The sequence below is a fragment of the Antribacter gilvus genome (genome assembly GCF_003946865.1).
GTDB classification, from domain to species: Bacteria; Actinomycetota; Actinomycetes; order Actinomycetales; family Cellulomonadaceae; genus Antribacter; species Antribacter gilvus.
Map to the genome: position 1 here is coordinate 98,269 of NZ_QXTH01000014.1, position 19,437 is coordinate 117,705.

Annotated in this window: 17 protein-coding genes and 1 riboswitch; of the genes, 10 read left to right on the top strand and 7 right to left on the bottom strand. The window is 75.8% G+C overall.

Going from position 1 to position 19,437, the window contains the following annotated elements; all coding sequences use genetic code 11:
• Positions 1 to 3: 3 nt before the first annotated feature.
• The 3 genes from D1350_RS20565 to D1350_RS20575 form a co-directional block, all read right to left on the bottom strand.
• A complete protein-coding gene (locus tag D1350_RS20565; RefSeq protein WP_125777915.1) occupies positions 4 to 1,155 on the bottom strand; it encodes an ABC transporter ATP-binding protein in 1,152 nt (383 codons plus the stop codon).
• Complete coding sequence (locus tag D1350_RS20570; protein WP_476692391.1) at positions 1,155 to 2,846, bottom strand: ABC transporter permease; 1,692 nt, start codon at positions 2,844 to 2,846, stop codon at positions 1,155 to 1,157. Before D1350_RS20570 ends, D1350_RS20565 begins: the two co-directional genes overlap by 1 nt.
• Positions 2,847 to 3,022: 176 nt before the next feature.
• Positions 3,023 to 4,069, bottom strand: coding sequence for a thiamine ABC transporter substrate-binding protein (locus D1350_RS20575; protein ID WP_125777916.1), 1,047 nt, complete (start codon positions 4,067 to 4,069; stop codon positions 3,023 to 3,025).
• An 18-nt stretch (positions 4,070 to 4,087) separates the two neighbouring features.
• Positions 4,088 to 4,192, bottom strand: a riboswitch (TPP riboswitch).
• A 37-nt stretch (positions 4,193 to 4,229) separates the two neighbouring features.
• On the opposite strand from D1350_RS20575, the gene D1350_RS20580 reads away from it, so the two are divergent.
• Complete coding sequence (locus tag D1350_RS20580; protein WP_125777917.1) at positions 4,230 to 4,505, top strand: DUF4235 domain-containing protein; 276 nt, start codon at positions 4,230 to 4,232, stop codon at positions 4,503 to 4,505.
• Between the two features lie 69 nt (positions 4,506 to 4,574).
• On the opposite strand, the gene D1350_RS20585 is transcribed toward D1350_RS20580, so the two are convergent.
• From D1350_RS20585 to D1350_RS23875, 4 genes are all read right to left on the bottom strand, one after another.
• Complete coding sequence (locus tag D1350_RS20585; RefSeq protein WP_240644249.1) at positions 4,575 to 5,369, bottom strand: PAS and ANTAR domain-containing protein; 795 nt, start codon at positions 5,367 to 5,369, stop codon at positions 4,575 to 4,577.
• A gap of 131 nt (positions 5,370 to 5,500) precedes the next feature.
• Positions 5,501 to 6,565, bottom strand: coding sequence for an alpha/beta hydrolase (locus D1350_RS20590; protein WP_125777918.1), 1,065 nt, complete (start codon positions 6,563 to 6,565; stop codon positions 5,501 to 5,503).
• A gap of 308 nt (positions 6,566 to 6,873) precedes the next feature.
• A complete protein-coding gene (locus D1350_RS20595) occupies positions 6,874 to 8,259 on the bottom strand; it encodes an FAD-dependent oxidoreductase (RefSeq protein WP_164545255.1) in 1,386 nt (461 codons plus the stop codon).
• A complete protein-coding gene (locus D1350_RS23875) occupies positions 8,256 to 8,456 on the bottom strand; it encodes a hypothetical protein (RefSeq protein ID WP_164545256.1) in 201 nt (66 codons plus the stop codon). Before D1350_RS23875 ends, D1350_RS20595 begins: the two co-directional genes overlap by 4 nt.
• 191 nt (positions 8,457 to 8,647) lie before the next feature.
• Here D1350_RS23875 and D1350_RS20600 point away from each other — a divergent pair, with 191 nt between their 5' ends.
• From D1350_RS20600 to D1350_RS20640, 9 genes are read left to right on the top strand one after another with little or no spacing between them, the layout of a single operon-like run.
• A complete protein-coding gene (locus tag D1350_RS20600; protein ID WP_125777920.1) occupies positions 8,648 to 10,378 on the top strand; it encodes a carbamoyltransferase family protein in 1,731 nt (576 codons plus the stop codon).
• On the top strand, positions 10,375 to 11,976 hold the full coding sequence (locus D1350_RS24845) for an HAD-IIIA family hydrolase (RefSeq protein ID WP_125777921.1): 1,602 nt from the start codon (positions 10,375 to 10,377) through the stop codon (positions 11,974 to 11,976). Before D1350_RS20600 ends, D1350_RS24845 begins: the two co-directional genes overlap by 4 nt.
• On the top strand, positions 11,973 to 13,091 hold the full coding sequence (locus tag D1350_RS20610) for a glycosyltransferase family 9 protein (protein WP_125777922.1): 1,119 nt from the start codon (positions 11,973 to 11,975) through the stop codon (positions 13,089 to 13,091). The genes D1350_RS24845 and D1350_RS20610 overlap by 4 nt, the downstream gene beginning before the upstream one ends.
• On the top strand, positions 13,088 to 14,095 hold the full coding sequence (locus D1350_RS20615) for a glycosyltransferase family 4 protein (RefSeq protein WP_125777923.1): 1,008 nt from the start codon (positions 13,088 to 13,090) through the stop codon (positions 14,093 to 14,095). The genes D1350_RS20610 and D1350_RS20615 overlap by 4 nt, the downstream gene beginning before the upstream one ends.
• Positions 14,092 to 15,435, top strand: a complete 1,344-nt coding sequence (locus D1350_RS20620) for a glycosyltransferase (RefSeq protein WP_125777924.1) — start codon at positions 14,092 to 14,094, stop codon at positions 15,433 to 15,435. The genes D1350_RS20615 and D1350_RS20620 overlap by 4 nt, the downstream gene beginning before the upstream one ends.
• Positions 15,432 to 16,118 (top strand): D-sedoheptulose-7-phosphate isomerase, encoded by a 687-nt coding sequence (locus D1350_RS20625; protein WP_125777925.1) that lies wholly within the window; start codon positions 15,432 to 15,434, stop codon positions 16,116 to 16,118. The genes D1350_RS20620 and D1350_RS20625 overlap by 4 nt, the downstream gene beginning before the upstream one ends.
• Positions 16,115 to 17,695, top strand: coding sequence for a PfkB family carbohydrate kinase (locus D1350_RS20630; protein WP_125777926.1), 1,581 nt, complete (start codon positions 16,115 to 16,117; stop codon positions 17,693 to 17,695). The genes D1350_RS20625 and D1350_RS20630 overlap by 4 nt, the downstream gene beginning before the upstream one ends.
• Positions 17,692 to 18,426: an SDR family oxidoreductase gene (locus D1350_RS20635; RefSeq protein ID WP_206074620.1), complete on the top strand. Its 735-nt coding sequence runs from the start codon at positions 17,692 to 17,694 to the stop codon at positions 18,424 to 18,426. The genes D1350_RS20630 and D1350_RS20635 overlap by 4 nt, the downstream gene beginning before the upstream one ends.
• Complete coding sequence (locus tag D1350_RS20640) at positions 18,423 to 19,433, top strand: glycosyltransferase family 9 protein (RefSeq protein WP_206074621.1); 1,011 nt, start codon at positions 18,423 to 18,425, stop codon at positions 19,431 to 19,433. Before D1350_RS20635 ends, D1350_RS20640 begins: the two co-directional genes overlap by 4 nt.
• Positions 19,434 to 19,437: the final 4 nt, after the last annotated feature.

The following is a 19,437-nucleotide window of genomic DNA, read 5'->3' on the forward strand; positions in this document are numbered from 1 at the left end:
GGGTTATCGCAGGGCGGGCAGCAGCGCACAGCCCGACGGGTCCAGGACGATCGTCACCTTCTCGCCCACGGCGGGTCGACGGCGCCGCCCGGCCGGGTCGGCGGCGACCCCGTCGTAGAGGGCGGGCTCCTCGACCGCGACGACGCGGACCGGGCCGGACCCGAGGTCCACGTCGACCGTCACCTCCGCGCGGCCGCGCCGGAACGCGGTCCCCACCACTGACGCCTGCCACAGCGGCCCCTGCTCGACGGCGCGCAGCGGCTCGCCGATGTCGGGCAGCAGCCGGAGCCCTGCGGGCCCGACGGCGACCACCGTCTCAGGCGACAGGTCCGCCCGGCTCGGCCGTCCGGCGTCGGGCAGCACGCCCGGCGGGAGCGCCGCCGCGGGGACGAACGCCTGGAACCCGAGGAACTCGGCCACCCGGCGTGACGCCGGGGCGCGCCACAGCTCCTCCGGCGGCGCGACCTGGAGGAGGCGACCGCGGTCCATCACGGCGACGCGGTCGGCCACGACGAAGGCCTCGTCGTGGTCGTGCGTGACGAACACGGCGGTGGTCCCCGTCGCGGTGAGGACCTCGCGCAGCTCGCTCGCGAGGCGCTCCCGCAGGCCGCGGTCCAGGGCGGACAGGGGCTCGTCGAGCAGGAGCAGACGCGGCCGGGGCGCGAGGGCGCGGGCCAGGGCGACCCGCTGCCGCTCCCCGCCCGAGAGCGTCGTCACCGCGCGCGACCCGTACCCGGCGAGCCCCACGGCGTCGAGGAGCTCGGCGACCCGGGCACCGCGCTCGGAGCCCGCCGTCCCTGAGGCCTCCAGCCCGTAAGCGACGTTGCGCGTCACGTCCCGGTGCGGGAAGAGCTGGCCGTCCTGGAACATCAGCCCGAACCGGCGGCGGTGCACCGGCACCCCGGCGAGGTCCTGGCCGTCGAACCGCACCTCGCCTGCGGCGAGGGGCTCCAGGCCCGCGACGGCCCGCAGCAGCGAGGACTTGCCGCACCCGCTCGGGCCGAGCAGGGCGACGATCTCGCCGGGCGCGACGTGGAGCGAGACGCCGTCCACGGCGACCGTGTCCCGGGCCGCGCGGTCTCTCGCCCGGCTGGCCCGGTAGCGCACGACGACGTCCCGGACCTCCAGCCCGTCCTCCGCGCCTGGTGCGCGCATCACAGCTCTCCTCCCGCGCGGTCGCCGCGCAGCCGTTCCGCCAGCATCATCACCGTCGCGGTGAGGACTGCCAGCACCACCGACGCGGCGAGCGCCATGCCGTAGTTCTCGGGACCCGGCCGCCCGATGAGCCGGAAGATGACGACGGGCAGGGTGGCGGCGTCGGGCCGGGCGAGGAACGACGTGGCGCCGAACTCCCCGAGCGACACCGCGAACGCGAACCCGGTCGCGAGCCCGAGGGAGCGGGCAGCGAGCGGCAGGTCCACGGTGCGGAGCACCCGCCCGGGGGACGAGCCGAGCACGCCGGCCACCTCGCGCAGCCGGGGGTCGACGGCGCGCAGCACGGGCAGGACTGTCCGCACCACGAGCGGCACGGCCACGACCGCCTGCGCGATCGGCACGAGCAGCCCCGACGTCCGGAGGTCCACGGGCAGGCCGAGCGGCTGGTCGAGAGTGATGAAGAAGCCGAACCCGACGGTCACGGCCGAGACCCCGAGGGGCAGCATGAACAGCCCGTCGAGCAGGGTGACGGCGCGGCGCGCGGTGGCGGCCCGGGGTCTGCGGGACACGACGAGCGCCACGAGCCCGCCCACGACCAGCGCGAGTGCCGTCGCGAGGGCGGCGGTGCGCAACGAGTTCCCGGCGGCCTCCCACACCGTGACGACCAGGGCGTTCCGGCCGCCGGTGGTGCCGAGCGCGACGTAGTTCTCCAGGCCCCAGCCGCCCCCTGGGCCGCGGAACGAGCGGAGCACCAGCCCGGCGAGCGGCACGAGGATGAGCCCGCCCACGACGAGGGCGGCGGCGAGCACCGCGGCGACGTCGCCCGGGGAGCGCCACGAGAGCGGCGCTGCGGGCGCGCGGTCGCCCACGAGCGCGAGCGCCGCCTCCTGCCGCGCGCGGGCCCGGGCGGAGGCGACGAGCGCGCCGGTGATCACGAGGAGCTGGAGCACGGAGAGCACGGCGGCCGACCGGAGGTCGAGGAACTGGGTGGTGCGCACCCAGATCTCCGTCTCGACGGTGCCGTACCGGACGCCGCCGAGCACGAGGACCACGCCGAACGCGGTGGCGCAGAACAGGAACACGACGGACGCGGCGGAGGCGATCGCCGGGCCGAGCGACGGGAGCGTCACGGTGCGCAGCACCCGCCAGGGCCCGGCGCCGAGCGCGGCGGCGGCCTGCTCGGCCCGCGGGTCGAGCCGCTCCCAGAGGCCGCCCACGGTCCGCGTCACCACGGACACGTTGAAGAACACGAGCGCGACGACGATCGCGGCGAGCGTCTCCTCGAGCTGCAGGAAGCCGAGGAGGCCGTCGTCGACGAAGAGGGTGCGGAACGCGACGCCGACCACGACGGTGGGCAGCACGAACGGCACGGTCACCAGGCCCCGGACGAGACCGCGTCCCGGGAAGGACCGCCGGTACAGCACGTACGCGAGCGGCAGCCCGAGCAGCACCGAGAACACCGTCCCGAGCCCGGCCTGGGCGAGCGTGAGCCCGACGAGCCGCCACGTGCGGGGGCGGCTCAGGACGTCGGCAAACCCGCCCAGGTCCACGGCACCGTCGGCCACGAACCCCCGCAGCACCAGCGCGACCACCGGCCACGCGAAGAACACGCCGAGGAAGAGCAGCGGGAGCGCGACGGCGAGGCCCCAGCCGAGCCGGGGTCCCCACCCTGCGCTGCGCTCTGGCCTCAGCCCATACTTTCGCTGGCCTGAGACCGGCGCTCCGCTACGGGCGGGCGCCTCGTTCCTCGGCCCCCACCCTGCGCTGCGCTCTGGCCTCAGCCCATTCTCTTGCTGGCCTGAGACCGGCGCTCCGCTACGGGCGGGTGCCTCGTTCCTCGGCCCCCACCCTGCGCTGCGCTCTGGCCTCAGCCCACCACCACCGCGGTCCACTGCTCGATCCACTCCTCGCGGTGCTCTGCCACCTCGGCGGGGTCGGCCGTGAACGGCTTCGGGGCGAGCGGCGCGAACTTCGTCCACTCCTCCGGCAGCTCCACCGACGGGTCGGCCGGGTACATGTACATGGAGGTGGGCACGTCGGCCTGCACCTCGGCCGACAGGAGGAAGTCGACGAGCGCCTGCGCGCCGGCCTCGTTGTCGGTGCCGGCGAGGACGCCGGCGTACTCGACCTGACGGAAGCACGTGTCGAGCAGCGCGCCGGTGGTGGTCTCCGAGCCGTCCTCGGTCACGGTGAACGCGGGCGATGTCGCGTACGACAGCACCAGGGGGCGGCTGCCGCCCTCCACGGCGGAGAAGTCGACGTAGTACGCATCCTCCCAGGAGTCGACGACCTTCACGCCGTTGTCCACGAGAGACTGCCAGTACGCCTCGAAGCCGTCGGTGCCGTAGCCGCCGATCGTCGTCAGGAGGAACGCCAGCCCGGGCGACGACGTCGCGGGGTTGGTCACCACCAGCAGGTCCTTGTACTCCGGCTTCGCGAGGTCCTCGAGCGAGACGGGCAGCGGGAGGCCCTTCTCCTCGAACCAGGTGAGGTCGGCGTTGATGCAGACGTCGCCCTGGTCCACCGGCGTCAGCGCGCCGTCGCCGAGCTGCTCGGCGCCGTCGGGCAGCGTGCCCGGGGTGTACGGCGCGAGCACGTCCGCCTCCAGCGCACGCGACGCGAAGGTGTTGTCGATCCCGAACACGACGTCGCCGAGCGGCGAGCCCTTGGTCAGGACGAGCTGGTTGACGAGCGTCCCGGCGTCGCCGGTGGCGACGGTCTTCACGGTGTAGCCGGACTCCGCCTCGAAGGCCTCGAGGAGGCCCTCGGACAGCGCGAACGAGTCGTGGGTCACGAGGGTCACGGTGCCCGGGTCCCCGTCTCCCGCGCCCGCCTCGCCCGGTCCCCCGCCCGAGCAGGCGGCGAGAGCGGTCACGAGCGCCCCGGCGAGGACGACCCCCGGAGCTGGCTTCATGGCACGACGAACTGACACTTTCTTTTCCCTTCGACTTCCTCCGCCGGTACGAACCGGATCAGGTTCAAGGGTCTGCGGTGGTCCGCACTCTCAGCGCCCGGTGGCGCTCCCCTGTCGTATCCGAGAAGCCTACTCACCCCTGTCCCGCTACCGTGAGCACATGGCGGAGAATGAGACGGAACAGACACTTGCGGTGAAGATCACGACCATCGCGCTGACCTTCGCCGCCGGGTGGGCGGCACAGAAGGCCGTGGGCCTCATCTGGAAGAGCGTCACCGGCAAGGCCGCGCCCACCAAGGCCGACGATCCCGAGCTCAACATGCTCCAGGCCACCGCCTTCGCGGCGGTCGCCGCGGGCACCGCGGTGCTGGTCCGCCGGGCGGCGAGCAAGGGCGCGGCGCGGGTCGCTGTGCGGCTCACCCACAAGGTCCGCTGACGCAGCACAGCAGTCGAGCCCGCCGGGATCCGTTGGCTCCGGTTCCCGACGGGCTCGCTCACTGTCGTGTCAGCGTGCTGCCGCGGCCTTCGGTCGCGGCCGGCGACGCGTCAGCAGGGGGTCGTGCCCCCGCGGGCGTTCCACCGGGTGGACGGCGGCGAGCGCGCCCGCCACGGTGGCCTCGGCGACACCGTCCATGGCGCCCTTGCCGGTCAGCGCGGTCATGACCTGCGCCGCGGCGGTGTGGAGCGGGACCCCGGCACCGCTGGCCGCCTCGAGGAGCGTGCGGGTGGCGGTGCCCTCGTCGACGCCGCGGACGGCGATCAGCACGCCCTTGGCCTGCTCGACCACCGCCTGGCTGACGAACGCCCGGGTCACGGCCCGGTCGGACTCCCGGTCCAGGGCCTCCTTCTGGACGGGCGTCACGTCGACCACGTAGCCGGCGAGCTCGGCGGAACGACCGCGTGGGTCGCGCCGGCCCTGACCGGTGATGACGACCGCCCTCGACCGGCCGTGGCCGTCGATGATGCGGTGCGCGCAGGCGAACGGCTTGCCCGCCCGCAACGCCTCGGTGGCCGCGCGGACCACACGGGCGCGGTCGTCCGGATGCTTGCGGGAGACCAGGGCGTCCAGGCCGGGTTCGACCTCGCCCCTCTCCCAGCCGTGCATCGCGTACACCTCGTCGGACCACCACCACGTCCCGGTGGTGAGCTCGACGCGATACCGGCCGACAAGCAGGTTGGTCCCGAGGCCGAGGGCCTCGGTGAGCTCGCCGACCGAGTGCATCGACGAGACGGTCGCTGTGGCGGTCTCGCCACGGCGGGTGCCCACAAGGGGGGCGGTGCGGTGCGAGATGGTAGTCACTTGAACCTCCCAGATCCGCATGGTCTGGCGCCGCTTCATGACTCCGTGACACCGAGTCTAGGTGACCGGACAGGTTTCGGCGGCTCGAAGGTTCGACCGGCCGGGCCCGGGCGGGGGCCCGGCCGCTCCGGTCAGCGCTTTCCGGGAGGCGTCCCGCGGTTGAGCGCGGCGTCGAGGAAGTCCGCGACGGTGTCCCATGTGACGGGCTCCGGCTCGGCGGTCCGCACCTTGGCGTTCCCCGAGGTGGTGAGCACGTCCGTGAGCGCGTGGTGGTTCGCCTGGTCGAGGAACGACATGTCGTGGCCGAACCCGTGGACCGTGTAGAACGTGGCCTCCGCACGCGCCGCGCTGAGCGCCTCGAAGAACGCCTGCCCCTGGTGCGTGGGCAGGAGCAGGTCGTCCGTGCCGTGCGTGAGCAGCATCGGCGGCGTCTCGGCGTCGGCCCAGGAGCCGGGGTCGGCGAGCTTCGCCAGGCCGGGGACCTCCTGGATCGGTGCGCCGAGCAGGCGCGACTCCGGGCTCGTCGCGTCGTCGTGGCAGTCGGTCCCGCCGCCCATCCGGTTGATGATGTCGCAGCCGCCCGGGAGCATGTACGCGTCCTGCTGCAGGAAGTCGGTCGGCGCGAAGAAGCTGACGCCCGCCTGGACCGCCGAGGACGGCCCGGTGAGGCCGACGGCGCCCTCCAGCGCCGGGTCGTTCCCCGTCGTGGCGAGCATGGAGGCCACCCACCCGCCGGAGCTGTTGCCCATGGAGGCGAAGCGGTCGGGGTCGAGGTTGTACTCGTCGGCGTGGGCCCGCAGCCAGCGGACGGCCGCCTTGGCGTCGTTGACCTGCGCCGGGAAGATCGCCTGGCTCGACGACCGGACCGCGACCGCCGCGACGGCGTAGCCCCGGTGGCTCAGCGCGGCAGCGATCCGCTCGCCGCGCGAGTTCCCGTTGTCGCCCATGAACCCGCTGCCCGCGGACCAGACGATGACCGGCGCGGGCTTGCGCTGGTCGGCCGGCAGGTACAGGTCCACCGTGCCCGCGTTGCCGGGCAGGTCGGCGTACTGCAGGCCCATGACCCGGGTGGCCGGGACGGGCAGGTCGTACCGTGCGTCGCCCTGAGCGGTGGCGGTCCCGACGCCCACCAGGCTCGCGGCGATCATGGCCACGACGACCCAGGCCGACGGCTTGGTGAAAACACCTCGTGTCACGCATTCCCCCTGTGGTTTCGCCCTGCCGAAAGGCAGGGCTCATCGCGGGCGGTACCGGTGACCGAAATGGTGTCACCAGCCCGTCCGTCGGCTGTCAGAAAGGTGGTTCAGCAGGGAGATCGTCGGCCGTGGTGGCCGGAACATCCCTGCTGAGCGTGACAGTACGAGGCTTTTCGGCGCGGGGAAGTTTCAGCGCATGAAGTGACAGGAAGGCCATTCTCCGTACAATGGCTGCGCGGTTAACGCTTTCTCACGCGCGCATTACCGGTGGAGAGTTTCACCATAGCGCAATCAGTGAAGAATTCTCGTCATCGGGGACGCAGACCCTCCGTGGCCGGGCCTTCGAGGAGCGCCCCGTCCGGCCCGAAGCGCGAGCCGTGCACCGGGCAGTCCCAGGACTGCTCCTGGTCGTTCCAGGTGACCAGGCCGCCGAGGTGCGGGCACACCCGCGACACCCGCGCCGTCGTCCCCTTCGGCGGCCGGCCGGAGGGCATCGTCACCGCACAGGCCCACCCCTTCGCCTGCTCGGCGAACGTGACCGCGGTGGCCGCGCGGGGCCGGGGCGGGCGGGCCCAGGGCTCGAGCAGCGGCCCCCACTCCACCGGGTCGCCGAGGATCCGGCCCGCGAGCGCCAGCCCGGCCGCCGCGCCGTTGGTGAGGCCCCACTTGTCGTACCCGGTGGCGACGAGCACCCGGTCGTCGCCGGGCACCGCCGGGCCGACGAGGGGGAGGTCCGTGTCGCTCCGGTAGTCCTGCGCCGACCAGGCATGGCGCCGGACGCCGACGGGCAGGTGCGCGCGCGCCCACTCGTCGAGCGCGGCGACGCGGGCCGCGGGGCTCGCCTCCCGGCCGACCGCGTGCCCCTCCCCGCCGACGACGACCAGGTTCCCCGAGGTGCGCAGCGAACGGACCGGGGACCCCGCCGTGATCGACATGGTCTCCGCGAAGCCTGCCGGCAGCGCCGACCGGTCGGCCAGCTCCCACGAGGTCAGATAGGTCCGGCCCGCCTCGAGCCGGAGGAACAGGCCGCCGAGGCGGCCCGGCGGCACCCCGGTCGCGAGGACGACGCGGTCCGCGAGCACGGTCCCGCGGGTGGTGCGGAGCGCCACGCCCGACGACGACCTCCGCACCTGGCGCACCCGGACGCCGTCGTGCACCCGGACGCCGCGCGCGCGGAGACGTGACCGCAGGGCCGAGAGCATCCGCAGCGGGTCCACCTGGGCCTGCCCCGGGAGCCGGACCGCGCCGAAGGCAGGCTCGGGGACGGGCGGGTGCTCCTCCCACTCCGCGGCGAGGCCCTGGCGGGAGCAGGCCTCGAGCACGGCGTCGACGTCGGGCACGTGCTCGGCCGCGGTCGCCACCGTGATGTCGTCCCGGTTCTCGACGGGCACGTCGAGGTCCTCCAGGGTGCGGCGCAGCCAGCCGATCCCGGCGAAGTTCGCGGCCACGTACGCCCGGAGCACCTCGTCGCCGTGCTTGGCGACGCGGGCGAGGCGGGTGCCCTGCAGCACCGAGAGCTTCCCGGTGGACCGGGCGGTCGTGGTGCCGCGGGCCGTCCCGGCGTCGAGCACGGTGACGTTCGCCCCGCCCTCCGCGAGGAGGAGCGCGGTGACCGTCCCGGTCAGCCCGGCGCCCACCACGACGACGTCGGCGCGCAGCGGCCCGGGGGCGACGACTCCGCTCGTGCCGCTCACTCGCGGTCGCCCCGTGCCTGCTCGCCCACGCGGGGGTTGAGGTTCGCCGGGTCGGCGTCCGTGTCCTCGTACTCGCCCCGGCCCTCCGTGGGCTGCCCGGACGCCTGCTCGCCCTCCCGCGGGTTGAGCGACGCGGGCTGGGTGTCCGGGTCGTCGTCCGGGTCGTACGGCGTCGTCCTGTCGGGGTTCTCGCTCACGGCGCACCTCCTGTGCCAGGGGCTTGTCGGTCCTCTCCACGCTGGCATGCGTGCGGCCCGCTCGCGCGCCCACCGCCTCACCCACAGCGAGGCCCCGCGGAGAAGCGGTTCAAGATGCGAGTGCTTCTCCTCGACACCACCGTGAGGGAACCGGAAGACGCCCGGTGACGCCGCCCACGCGGAGGGTCACGATGCGAGTTCTCGGGGTCAACGCCCTGTTCCACGACCCGTCGGCCGCCCTGGTCGTCGACGGGCGCATCATCGCGGCAGCGGAGGAGGAACGGTTCTCCCGCCGCAAGCACGGCAAGCGGCCGGTGCCCTTCGCCGCCTGGGAGCTCCCCGAGCAGGCCATGCGCTGGTGCCTCGACGTGGGCGGGCTCGAGCCCGGCGACCTCGACGCCGTCGCGTACTCGTTCGACCCGGCCCTGGCCAAGCCGTCCGACGAGATGGGCCTGCCGGACCCGTGGGACTGGCTGCGTCTGCGGTACGCGGAGCGGGCACCCCAGTTCCTCGCCACCGCCCTCCCGGGGCTGAGCCCGGCGACGGTGCGGTTCGTGCCGCACGAGGTGGCCCACGCGGCGTCGGCGGCCCTCGCGTCGCCGTACGAGGTCTGCAGCGTCCTGTCGCTGGACGGGCGCGGCGAGCGCTCCTCGCACCTGGCGGGCAGGTACGACCACGGCCGGCTGGAGGTCCTCGCGAGCCAGGAGCTGCCCCACTCGCTGGGACTGGTCTACGAGTCGCTCACGGAGCACCTCGGGTTCCTGCGGTCGAGCGACGAGTACAAGGTCATGGCGCTGGCCTCCTACGGCCGGGCCCGGTTCCTGCCCGAGCTGCGCGAGCTCTTCCGCACCACCCCGGAAGGTGGCTTCTTCGCGGAGGCGCCCGACTGGTCCCGGTGGGCCGCGGCCGCCGAGCCCGGGATGCTGGGCGACCCCGGCACGCGCCCCCCGCAGGGTCCGGGCGAACCAGGGCCAGGCGGAAGCCACAACGACACGGACGGTACGCTGCCCGCCGACCAGGCGGACCTCGCCGCCTCCGTCCAGGCCCGGCTGGAGGAGATCCTCGTCGAGCTGGCCACCTGGCTGCACAGCCGCACCGGCGACGACGCGCTGGCGCTCGCGGGCGGCACCGCCCTGAACTGCGTCGCCAACTCGCGGGTGTGGCGCGGCTCCCCATTCGAGCACGTGTGGGTGCAGCCCGCCGCGGGCGACGCCGGCACGGCGCTCGGCGCGGCCCTGCAGCTCACCGCCGAGGCCGGGGTGCCGATCGAGCCGATGGGCTCCGCGGCGCTGGGCCGCTCCTGGACCGACGAGCAGCTCGCCGCGTGGCTCCGGACGGCGCGCGTACCGTTCACGACGCCCCCGGACCTGCCCGAGCAGGTGGCCGACGTCCTGGCGGGCGACGGCGTGGTGGCCTGGTTCGACGGCCGGTCCGAGTTCGGGCCGCGCGCCCTGGGGCAGCGCTCCCTGCTGGCGCACCCCGGCCCGCGCGAGAACACCGAGCGGCTCAACATCGTGAAGGGCCGCGAGCAGTTCCGGCCCATCGCGCCGATGGTGCTCCTGGAGGACGCGGCGGAGATCTTCGCGGGCGGTCCGGTCCCCAGCCCGTACATGCTGTTCGTGCACCAGGTCGCGCCGGAGTGGCGCGAGCGGATCGCCGCCACCGTGCACGTCGACGGCACGGCCCGCATCCAGACCGTGGACGGGTCGCAGCCGCGCCTGCACGCCATGATCAGCGCCTTCAAGGCGCGCACGGGCCTCCCCGTCGTCATCAACACGAGCCTGAACACCGCGGGCCGCCCCATGGTGGACGACCCGCGAGACGCCCTCGAGCTCTTCGGTTCGGCGCCCGTCGACCTCCTCGTCCTGGGTCCCCACCTCGTCCGCCGGGGAGACCTCTTCGCGGCGGGAGGTGCCGGATGACGCCGTCGTACTCCGTCGTCGTGCCGACCGTCGGCCGCCCCCAGCTGCCGGCGCTCCTCGCCTCCCTCCGCGACTCGTGGGCCGAGGGACCCCGGCCGGACGAGGTCGTCGTGGTCGACGACCGGCCCGTCCCCGCCTCGGGCCCCCGGCAGGAGCTGGACCTCGGCCCGCTGGACGGCGTCCGGGTGGTCCGGACGGGCGGGCGCGGCCCGGCCGCCGCCCGGAACGCGGGCTGGCGCAGCGTCCGGTCGGCCTGGGTCGCCTTCCTGGACGACGACGTCGTGGTCCCGCCCGGCTGGGCGCTCGCCCTGGCGCACGATCTGGTGGGCGCGGCGGCCGACGTCGGCGGTGTGCAGGGCCGGATCGTGGTCCCCCTGCCCGGTCACCGGCCGCCGACCGACCTCGAGCGCGGCACCGCGGGCCTGCAGGACGCCGCCTGGGCCACCGCCGACCTCGCGTACCGGCGGACGACCCTCGAGGCGGTGCACGGCTTCGACGAGCGGTTCCCGCGCGCCTATAGAGAGGACGCCGACGTCGCGCTCCGCGTGCGCCGCGCCGGGTGGCGCCTCGGCCGGGGCAGCCGGTTCGTGCAGCACCCCGTCCGCCCGGCCAACGACCTCGCGAGCCTGCGGTCCCAGGCCGGGAACCAGGACGACGCGCTCCTGCGCGCGCTCCACGGCCCCCGCTGGCGCGACCTCGCCGAGACGGGCCGGGGCCGGCTGCCGTGGCACGCGGCGACGGTCGCGGCGGCGGCGACCGCGGTCACCGGGCTGGCCATGGCCGCGCTGTCCGGTTCGAGAACGCCATCTGTCCCGCCATCCGGCGTCTCACGTCACCTGATGACGTTCTCGAACGTGACAGGAGCCCGCCTCGCGGCCCTCGGCGGCGCGGCCTGGGCCGCCCTCACCGCCGACTTCCTCGCCCGCCGCCTCGCCCCCGGCCCTCGCCCGGGCGACGACGGCTTCGGCGCCGAGCTCCGCCGCATGGCCGTGACCAGCCCCCTCATCCCGTTCGCGGCCGTGGCCCACCGCGCCGCCGGCACCTGGCGCTGGCGACGGATCCTGGGCGGCCGGGGCGCCCCGGCCTGGCCGCCACCCCTGCGGGCGGTGCTCTTCGACCGCGACGGCACCCTGGTCCACGACGTGCCCTACAACGGCGACCCCGACGCGGTCGTCCCGGTTCCCGGCGCCCGGCGGGTGCTGGACGCCCTCCGGGCCGACGGCGTGCTCGTGGGCGTCGTGTCGAACCAGTCGGCGATCGGCCGCGGCATCGTCACCGCGGCGCAGGTCGACGCCGTCGACGAGCGCGTCCGCCGCCTCCTCGGCCCGTTCGACACCTGGCAGCGCTGCCCCCACGTCCCCGAGGACCGCTGCCCCTGCCGCAAGCCGGAGCCTGGCCTCGTGCTCCAGGCCGCGGCCGAGCTGGGGGTCCTTCCCGCGGAGTGCGCGGTGGTGGGCGACATCGGCGCTGACATGGGTGCCGCCATCGCCTCCGGCGCACGGTGCGTCCTCGTGCCCACCGAGGTGACCCGCCACGAGGAGGTGTCCGCCGCCCCCGCGGTGGCGACCACCCTGGACGAGGCGGTGACCCTGCTGTGACGGCCCGCCGCACCCGCACCCGCGCTCTCGCCGTGCGGCTCGACAGCGACGGCGACGTGCTCCTCGCCGGCCCCGCCGTGCGGGCGCTCGCGTCCACCTACGGCCAGGTGGACCTCCTGGTCTCGGGCTCGGGGCTGCAGGCCGCGGCGCTGCTCCCGGGAGTGGACGAGGTGCTGCGGTTCGACGCCCCGTGGTCCGGCTTCGAGCCGCCCCGGGTGGACCGGGAGGCCGTGGTCGACCTCGTCGCGGCCCTCGTGGCCCGCCGCTACGACCTGGCGGTGATCTTCACGTCGTACCACCAGTCGCCCCTGCCGATGGCGCTCCTCGCCCGGCTGGGTGGCGTGCGCCGGGTCGTCGCGACCAGCGAGGACTACCCCGGCTCGTTGCTCGACGTCCGCCACCAGCGCCCGCCGGGCCTCCACGAGGCGGAGGCCGCCCTCCAGCTCGCCCGGGCCGCCGGGGCACAGCTGCCGCCCGACGACGACGGCCGGCTCGCCGTGCGCCGCCCGCTGCCGGCCGTCCAGCTGCCGGCCGTCCGGTTGCCGTCCGTCCCACTGCCGTCCGTCCCGGTGCCCGGGGCGCGCTCTGTCGTCGTGCACCCCGGGGCTTCCGTGCCCGCCCGGGCACCCTCGCCGCGCGACGCGCGGGCCCTCGCCGAGCGCCTCGCCCACGACGGGTGGCAGGTCGTGGTCACCGGCTCGGCGGCGGAGCGGGAGCTCACGGCGTTCGTCGCGGGCGACCACGCCGTCGACCTCGGCGGGCGCACCAGCCTGGCCGAGCTCGCCGCGGTCCTGGAGGCCGCGGCCTGCGTGGTGGTCGGGAACACGGGCCCCGCGCACCTGGCTGCCGCCGTCGGCACGCCGGTGGTGAGCCTGTTCGCCCCCGTCGTCCCGGCGTCCCGGTGGGCTCCCTACGGGGTGCCGTACCTGCTGCTCGGAGACCAGTCGGCCGCGTGCCGCGGCACCCGCGCCCGGACGTGCCCGGTGGCGGGCCACCCGTGCCTCGCGTCGGTCACGCCGGACGAGGTGTCCGACGCCGTCGTGCGTCTCGCGGGCCCGCCCCACCGGGCACCCACGGGGGCGGCGAGGATCGGGATCGAAGGAGCACACGCATGAGGATCCTCCTGTGGCACGTCCACGGCTCGTGGACCACCGCCTTCGTCCAGGGCGAGCACGAGTACCTCGTGCCCGTGCTGCCGGGCCGGCCGGCCGACGGCCGCGGCCGGGCCCGCACCTGGGACTGGCCCGCCTCCGTGCACGAGCTGGGGCCGAGCGCGCTCCGGCGGGCGTTCGACGCCGGCGGGGTCGACGTCGTGGTGCTCCAGCGTCCGCACGAGGCGCAGCTGCTCGAGCAGTGGACCGGGCGGCGCGCCGGGGTGGACGTCCCCGCCGTCTACCTGGAGCACAACGCGCCGACCGGGCACGCGGCCGGGACGCGGCACCCCGTGGCCGACGAGGACGCCTGCACCGGGCGTCACGTCCCGATCGTCCACGTGACCTGGTTCAACGCCCTCATGTGGGACACGGGCTGCGCGCGCACGACGGTCATCGAGCACGGCATCCCCGACCCCGGCCCCCGGTACACCGGCGAGCGCGACCGTCTTGCCGTCGTCGTCAACGAGCCGGTGCGGCGGTGGCGCGTGGCCGGCACGGACGTGCTGCTCCGGGTGGCACGCGAGATCCCGGTCGAGGTCTACGGGATGGGCACGTCCCGGCTGGCCGAGCACCTCGCCTCGATGGGGCCGGTGGCGGCCCGGTCGGCCGAGCGGCTGCACGACGTGCCGCAGGACCGGTTGCACGACCGGCTCGCGGGAGCCCGCGCCTACCTCCACCCGTTCCGCTGGACCAGCCTGGGCCTGTCGCTGCTCGAGGCCATGGCCCTGGGCCTGCCCGTCCTCGCGCTGCCCGTCACCGAGGCGTACGCAGCCGTACCGCCCGAGGCGGGCGTCCTCAGCGCCGACCCCGACCAGCTGGTCGCCGTGGCGCGGCGCTGGCTCGCCGACCCCGCCGAGGCGGCCTCCTACGGCAAGGCCGCGCGCGAGCACGTCCTCGCGAACTACCCCCTGGACCGGTTCCTGGACCGCTGGACCTCGTTGCTGACACAGGAGGTGACCTCATGAAGATCGCCATGGTCTCAGAGCACGCCAGCCCGCTGGCCGCCCTCGGGGGCGCCGACGCCGGAGGGCAGAACGTCCACGTCGCCGAGCTGGCGCGGCACCTCGCCGCCGACGGGCACCGCGTGGACGTCTACACCCGGCGGGACGACCCCACGCTCCCTGAACGGGTGACCCTCACCGACGGGGTCGACGTGGTCCACATCGACGCCGGGCCCGCCGAACCGCTGCCGAAGGACGAGCTTCTCCCCTGGATGCGCGACCTCGGCAACGACCTCGCCGAGCGGTTCGGCGACCCTGCCCAGCGACCCGACCTGGTGCACGCCCACTTCTGGATGTCCGGTCTCGCGGCCCTGCGGGCGTCCCGCTGGGTGTCGGGCGGGACACCTCCGGTGCCGGTGGTCCAGACCTTCCACGCGCTCGGCGTCGTCAAGCGGCGGCACCAGGGCACGGCGGACACCAGCCCGCCCGAGCGCGTCGCGCTCGAGGCGGCCCTGTGCCGCGAGGTGGACCTGGTGGTCGCCACCTGCGAGGACGAGGTCCGGGAGCTGCGTGCCCTCGGTGCCGCCGCCACCCGCGTCCGCGTGGTCCCGTGCGGCGTGGACCTGGGCGTCTTCACGCCGGGCGCCGACCGGGCCCGCCAGGACGGCCACGGCGGGCCGCTGCGCCTGCTGTCCCTGGGCCGGCTCGTGGAGCGCAAGGGCGTGGACACCCTGGTCGAGGCGCTCGCGCTGCTCGCCGAGCGCGGCGAGGGCCAGGCCGTGGAGCTTCTCGTCGCCGGCGGCCCGCCCGCCGCCCGGCTGGACTCCGACCCCGAGGTGCGCCGCCTGCAGCAGCTCGTGGCGCGACGGGGCGTGGGCGACCGCGTGACGTTCCTCGGCTCCGTGGCGCACGACGCCGTCCCGGCCCTCCTCCGCAGCGTCGACGTGGTGGCCTGCACGCCCTGGTACGAGCCCTTCGGGATCGTCCCGCTGGAGGCGGCCGCGTGCGGGCGACCGGTCGTCGCCTCCGCGGTGGGCGGGATGCTCGACTCGGTGGTGCACGAGCGCACCGGCATCCTCGTGCCTCCGCACGACCCCGGTGCCGTCGCGGACGCGCTCCGGCGTCTGACCGACCCGCGGCTGCGCCGGGAGCTCGGCGCCGCCGCCCGCGTCCGGGCCGAGCGGCTGTACGGCTGGGGCACCGTGGCGCGCCGCACCTACGAGGCGTACGCGGCGCTCCTCCGCACCCCCGCCGAGATAGTGCGTCCGTCCGACAAGCTGACTACCTCGGCACGGGCCGGAAGCCGAGGTAGTCACCTCGTCGGACAACCTGACTACCTCGGCATCGCGGGAGGTGCCCGATGAGCTCCCAGCCCGACCTCCCCACGGCGCTGCAGCCCGGTCGCCCCGGCGCCCGTCGGTGGCTGCGCCGGCACCGCGCCGACCTCGCCGTCGGCCTCGACAGCCTGTCGGCGGACGTGGGCCGCCTCGAGACCTGGGGCAGCGACCTGGCCGACCGCATGCTGGCCGGCCATCGCCTGCTCGTGGCGGGCAACGGCGGCAGCGCCGCCGAGGCGCAGCACCTCACCGCCGAGCTCGTGGGCCGGTTCGAGGGCGAGCGCGTCCCGCTCGCCGCGATCTCGCTGCACGCCGAGACGTCCAGCCTCACGGCGATCGTCAACGACTACGGGCAGGACGAGATGTTCGCCCGCCAGGTCGCGGCCCACGGCCGCCCGGGCGACGTCCTGCTCTGCCTCTCGACGTCCGGGTCGAGCGCCAACGTGCTCGTCGCGGCCCGGCGCGGGCGCGAGCTCGGCCTGACGACCTGGGCCCTCACCGGCCCCGCGCCGAACCCTCTCGCCGCGCTCTGCGACGACGCGCTCACCGTCCCGGCGGAGTCCACGTCGACGGTCCAGGAGGTGCACCTCGTCGCGGTGCACACGCTGTGCGCGGCGATCGACGCCCGCGTGGAGCAGCACGACGCCGGCCGCGTGGCCGGGGTCCGGGCGGCGACCCGGGCCGGGTCCCGGACGGGGGCCCGGACATGACCGGGCGGCCGCGGCTCACCGTGGTGGGCGACCTGCTGCTCGACCGGGACGTCGACGGAACGGTCACGCGGCTCAGCCCGGACGCACCGGTACCGGTGGTCGACGTGGACGTGGTGCGGCAGAGCCCCGGCGGCGCGGGGCTCGCCGCAATCCTTGCCGCGCAGCGCGCCGACGTCACGCTCGTCGCACCCGTGGCCGACGACGCCGACGGCCAGGAGCTGCAGCGCCAGCTCAAGGGCGTCACCGTCGTGGCGCTGGGCCACGAGGGTGCCACGCGCCGCAAGACCCGCATCCGCAGCGCCGGCCAGAGCCTGGTCCGGGTGGACGACGGCGGCCCCGGCACCCCCACGGGCCTGCGGTCGGGCCGGGCGGCGGCCGGGGTGCGCGCCGCCCTGCACGACTGCGACGCGGTGCTCGTGGCCGACTACGGCGGCGGCGTGACGCGCGACCCGGTCCTGCGCGACCTCCTCACGGAGGCGGCCTTCCGGGTGCCGCTCGTCTGGGACCCGCACCCCCGCGGCGGCACCCCGGTCCCCGGGGCGGCGATCGTCACCCCGAACCTCGCGGAGGCGCAGCAGGCCGCCGTCACCCTCCCCGACGGGGCCGACGCCGATGCCGCCGGTGCCGGGGCGCTGGCCGCCCTGCTCGTGCGCGCGTGGTCGGCGCACGCCGTGGCGATCACGGCGGGTGAGCGCGGGGCGTTCCTCGCCGTCGGGCGCGGTGCCGGGGAGCACGTGCCCGCCGCCGCGGGCCCCGGAGGCGACCCCTGCGGTGCGGGGGACCGCTTCGCCGTGACCGTGACCGACCGCCTGGCCCGCGGCGACGCCCCCGGCGCAGCGGTGCACGAGGCGGTCGTCGCCGCGAGCGCCTGGGTGGCCTCGGGCGGCGCCGAGGGCTTCCGGCGAGGGCTGGAGGAGCGCCGGTCGTCGCCCTCCGAGGCGAGCGCCCCCGGGGGGACGCCAGGCGGTCCGCGGAGCGGGCGGCCCGGCGGGCGGCCCTCGCTCGCGGAGCTGGGGGCGCGGCTGCGGGCGTCGGGCGGCGTCCTGGTCGCGACCGGCGGCTGCTTCGACCTGCTGCACGCGGGGCACGTGGCCACCCTGGAGGCGGCCCGCCGGCTCGGCGACCACCTCGTGGTGCTCGTGAACTCCGACCGCTCGGTGCGGCAGCTCAAGGGGCCGGGCCGCCCGCTGGTCCCGGCGTCCGACCGCGTCCGGGTCCTCGAGGCCCTCGACTGCGTCGAGGCGGCGGTCGTGTTCGACGAGGAAGACCCTTCGCGCGCGCTGGCGGAGCTGCGGCCCGACGTCTGGGCCAAGGGCGGCGACTACACCGTCGCCGACCTGCCCGAGTCCGCCGTGGTGCGCGAGAACGGGGGGCGCATCGTGGTGCTTCCCTACCTTCCCGGCCGGTCCACGACGCAGCTCGTGGACCGGGCGCGGGACAGCGCCCACCCCGCGAGCGGGGCGGAGCTCGTGGGCCAGGTCCGCGCACCCTCCCACACGGAGCCGCGACAGGGCCCCGTCACCGGCAGCTTCCGGCGCCCGCACTTCGACCCGCCTACCGAGAGGACCTCAGCATGACGTCAGCACCGACCACCGCACCCGCCCCGGCGACCATGCCCGTCCCCCGGCCCGTCGGCACCGTCTTCGTCACAGGCGGCTCGTCCGGCCTCGGCGCGGCGCTGGTCGACGCCGTCCGCGCCGCGGGCGGGACCCCAGCCGTGCTCGACCTGGCCGAGCCGCGGGCCGACGTGCCGTTCGCCGGCGTCGACCTCGCCGACCCGGGGGCCGCCGAGGCCGCCGTCCGGTCCCTGGTGGACCAGGTGGGGCCGCCCGACGCCGTGGTCACCGCGGCCGGCATCGACGCGTGCGGCCCGCTGCTCGACATCGAGCCGGAGCGCTGGGAGAAGGTGATCCGCGTGAACCTGCTCGGCACGGTCGCGGTGATCCGGGCCGCCCTGCCGCACCTGGAGGAGCGTCGCGGCACCGTGGTCACCGTCGCGTCCACCCTCGCCCTGCGCGGCGCCGGGGACGCCACGGCCTACTGCGCGTCGAAGTGGGCGATCCGCGGGTTCAGCCAGGCGCTCGCCGCGGAGTACGCGGGCCGCGTCGGCGTCACGTGCCTCATCCCGGGCGGCATGCGCACGCCGTTCTTCGACGGCCGCGCCGACCAGTACAAGCCCGGGCCCGACGCCGACCTCAACGACCCTGCCGCGACCGCGGGCGCCGTCGTCGCCGCTCTGACGCAACCTGCCGGGAGCGAGATCCGGGAGATGCTCGTGATGGCCTCCGGGGAGGCGTCCTGGCCGTGACCGTCCTGGTGCTCCGCGCCCTCGGTCTGGGCGACGCCCTGACCGGCGTCGCGGCGCTGCGCGGGATCCGGCGAGCGTGGCCGGGGCACCGGGTGGTGCTCGCGGCGCCGCAGGCGATCGGTGACTGGCTGACGGACCTCGGCATCGTGGACGCCGTCGTGCCCGCCCGGGGACTGGAGCCGCTCCCGTGGCCGTGGGCCGGTCCGGGCGGCTCGCAGGACGCGCCCGGCAGCATCGCCGTGAATCTCCACGGGAGCGGACCGGAGAGCCACCGGGTCCTGCTGGGGACCCGGCCCTCCGCGTTCGTGGCCTTCGCCAACGCGGAGGTGGGCAACGAGGGCCCCGACTGGGACGAGAGCGAGCACGAGGTGCTGCGCTGGTGCCGCCTGGTCGCGAGCAGGGGCGGACGGTGCGGGCCCGGAGATCTGCGCCTCGGCCCGGCGGACCCTGCCGGGGGGCGTGACGACCACGTCGTGGTGCACCCGGGCGCCGCTGCCCCGGCCCGGCGCTGGCCACCGGAGCGCTGGGCCCAGGTGGTCGCCCACCTCGCCGGCCAGGGGCACCACGTGGTGCTGACCGGCTCCGCCGCGGAACGGGAGCTGTGCACCCGGGTGCGGCAGACCGTCGTCGGACCGTGGCTGGAGCCGTCCGGGCACCCCCCGGCCTCGGCGCGCGGGGTGGTGAGCGACGCTTCCGGGCGGCTCGACCTGCCCACCCTCGCCGACGTGGTCGGGACGGCCCGGCTGCTCGTCAGCGCCGACACGGGCGTGGCCCACGTCGCCACGGCCTACGGGACGCCGTCGGTCACCCTGTTCGGGCCGACGCCGCCCTCGACGTGGGGCCCGGTGATCGACCTGCCGCGGCACGCCGTCATCTGGCACGGCGAACCGGGCGACCCCCTGCGCGACCCCAACGGCACGACGCTCGACCCCGCCCTCGCCGACGTGACGGTGGACGAGGTGGTGGCGGCGTGCGACGCCGTGGTCGGCCGGGCGGCTGCGCGGTGAGGTG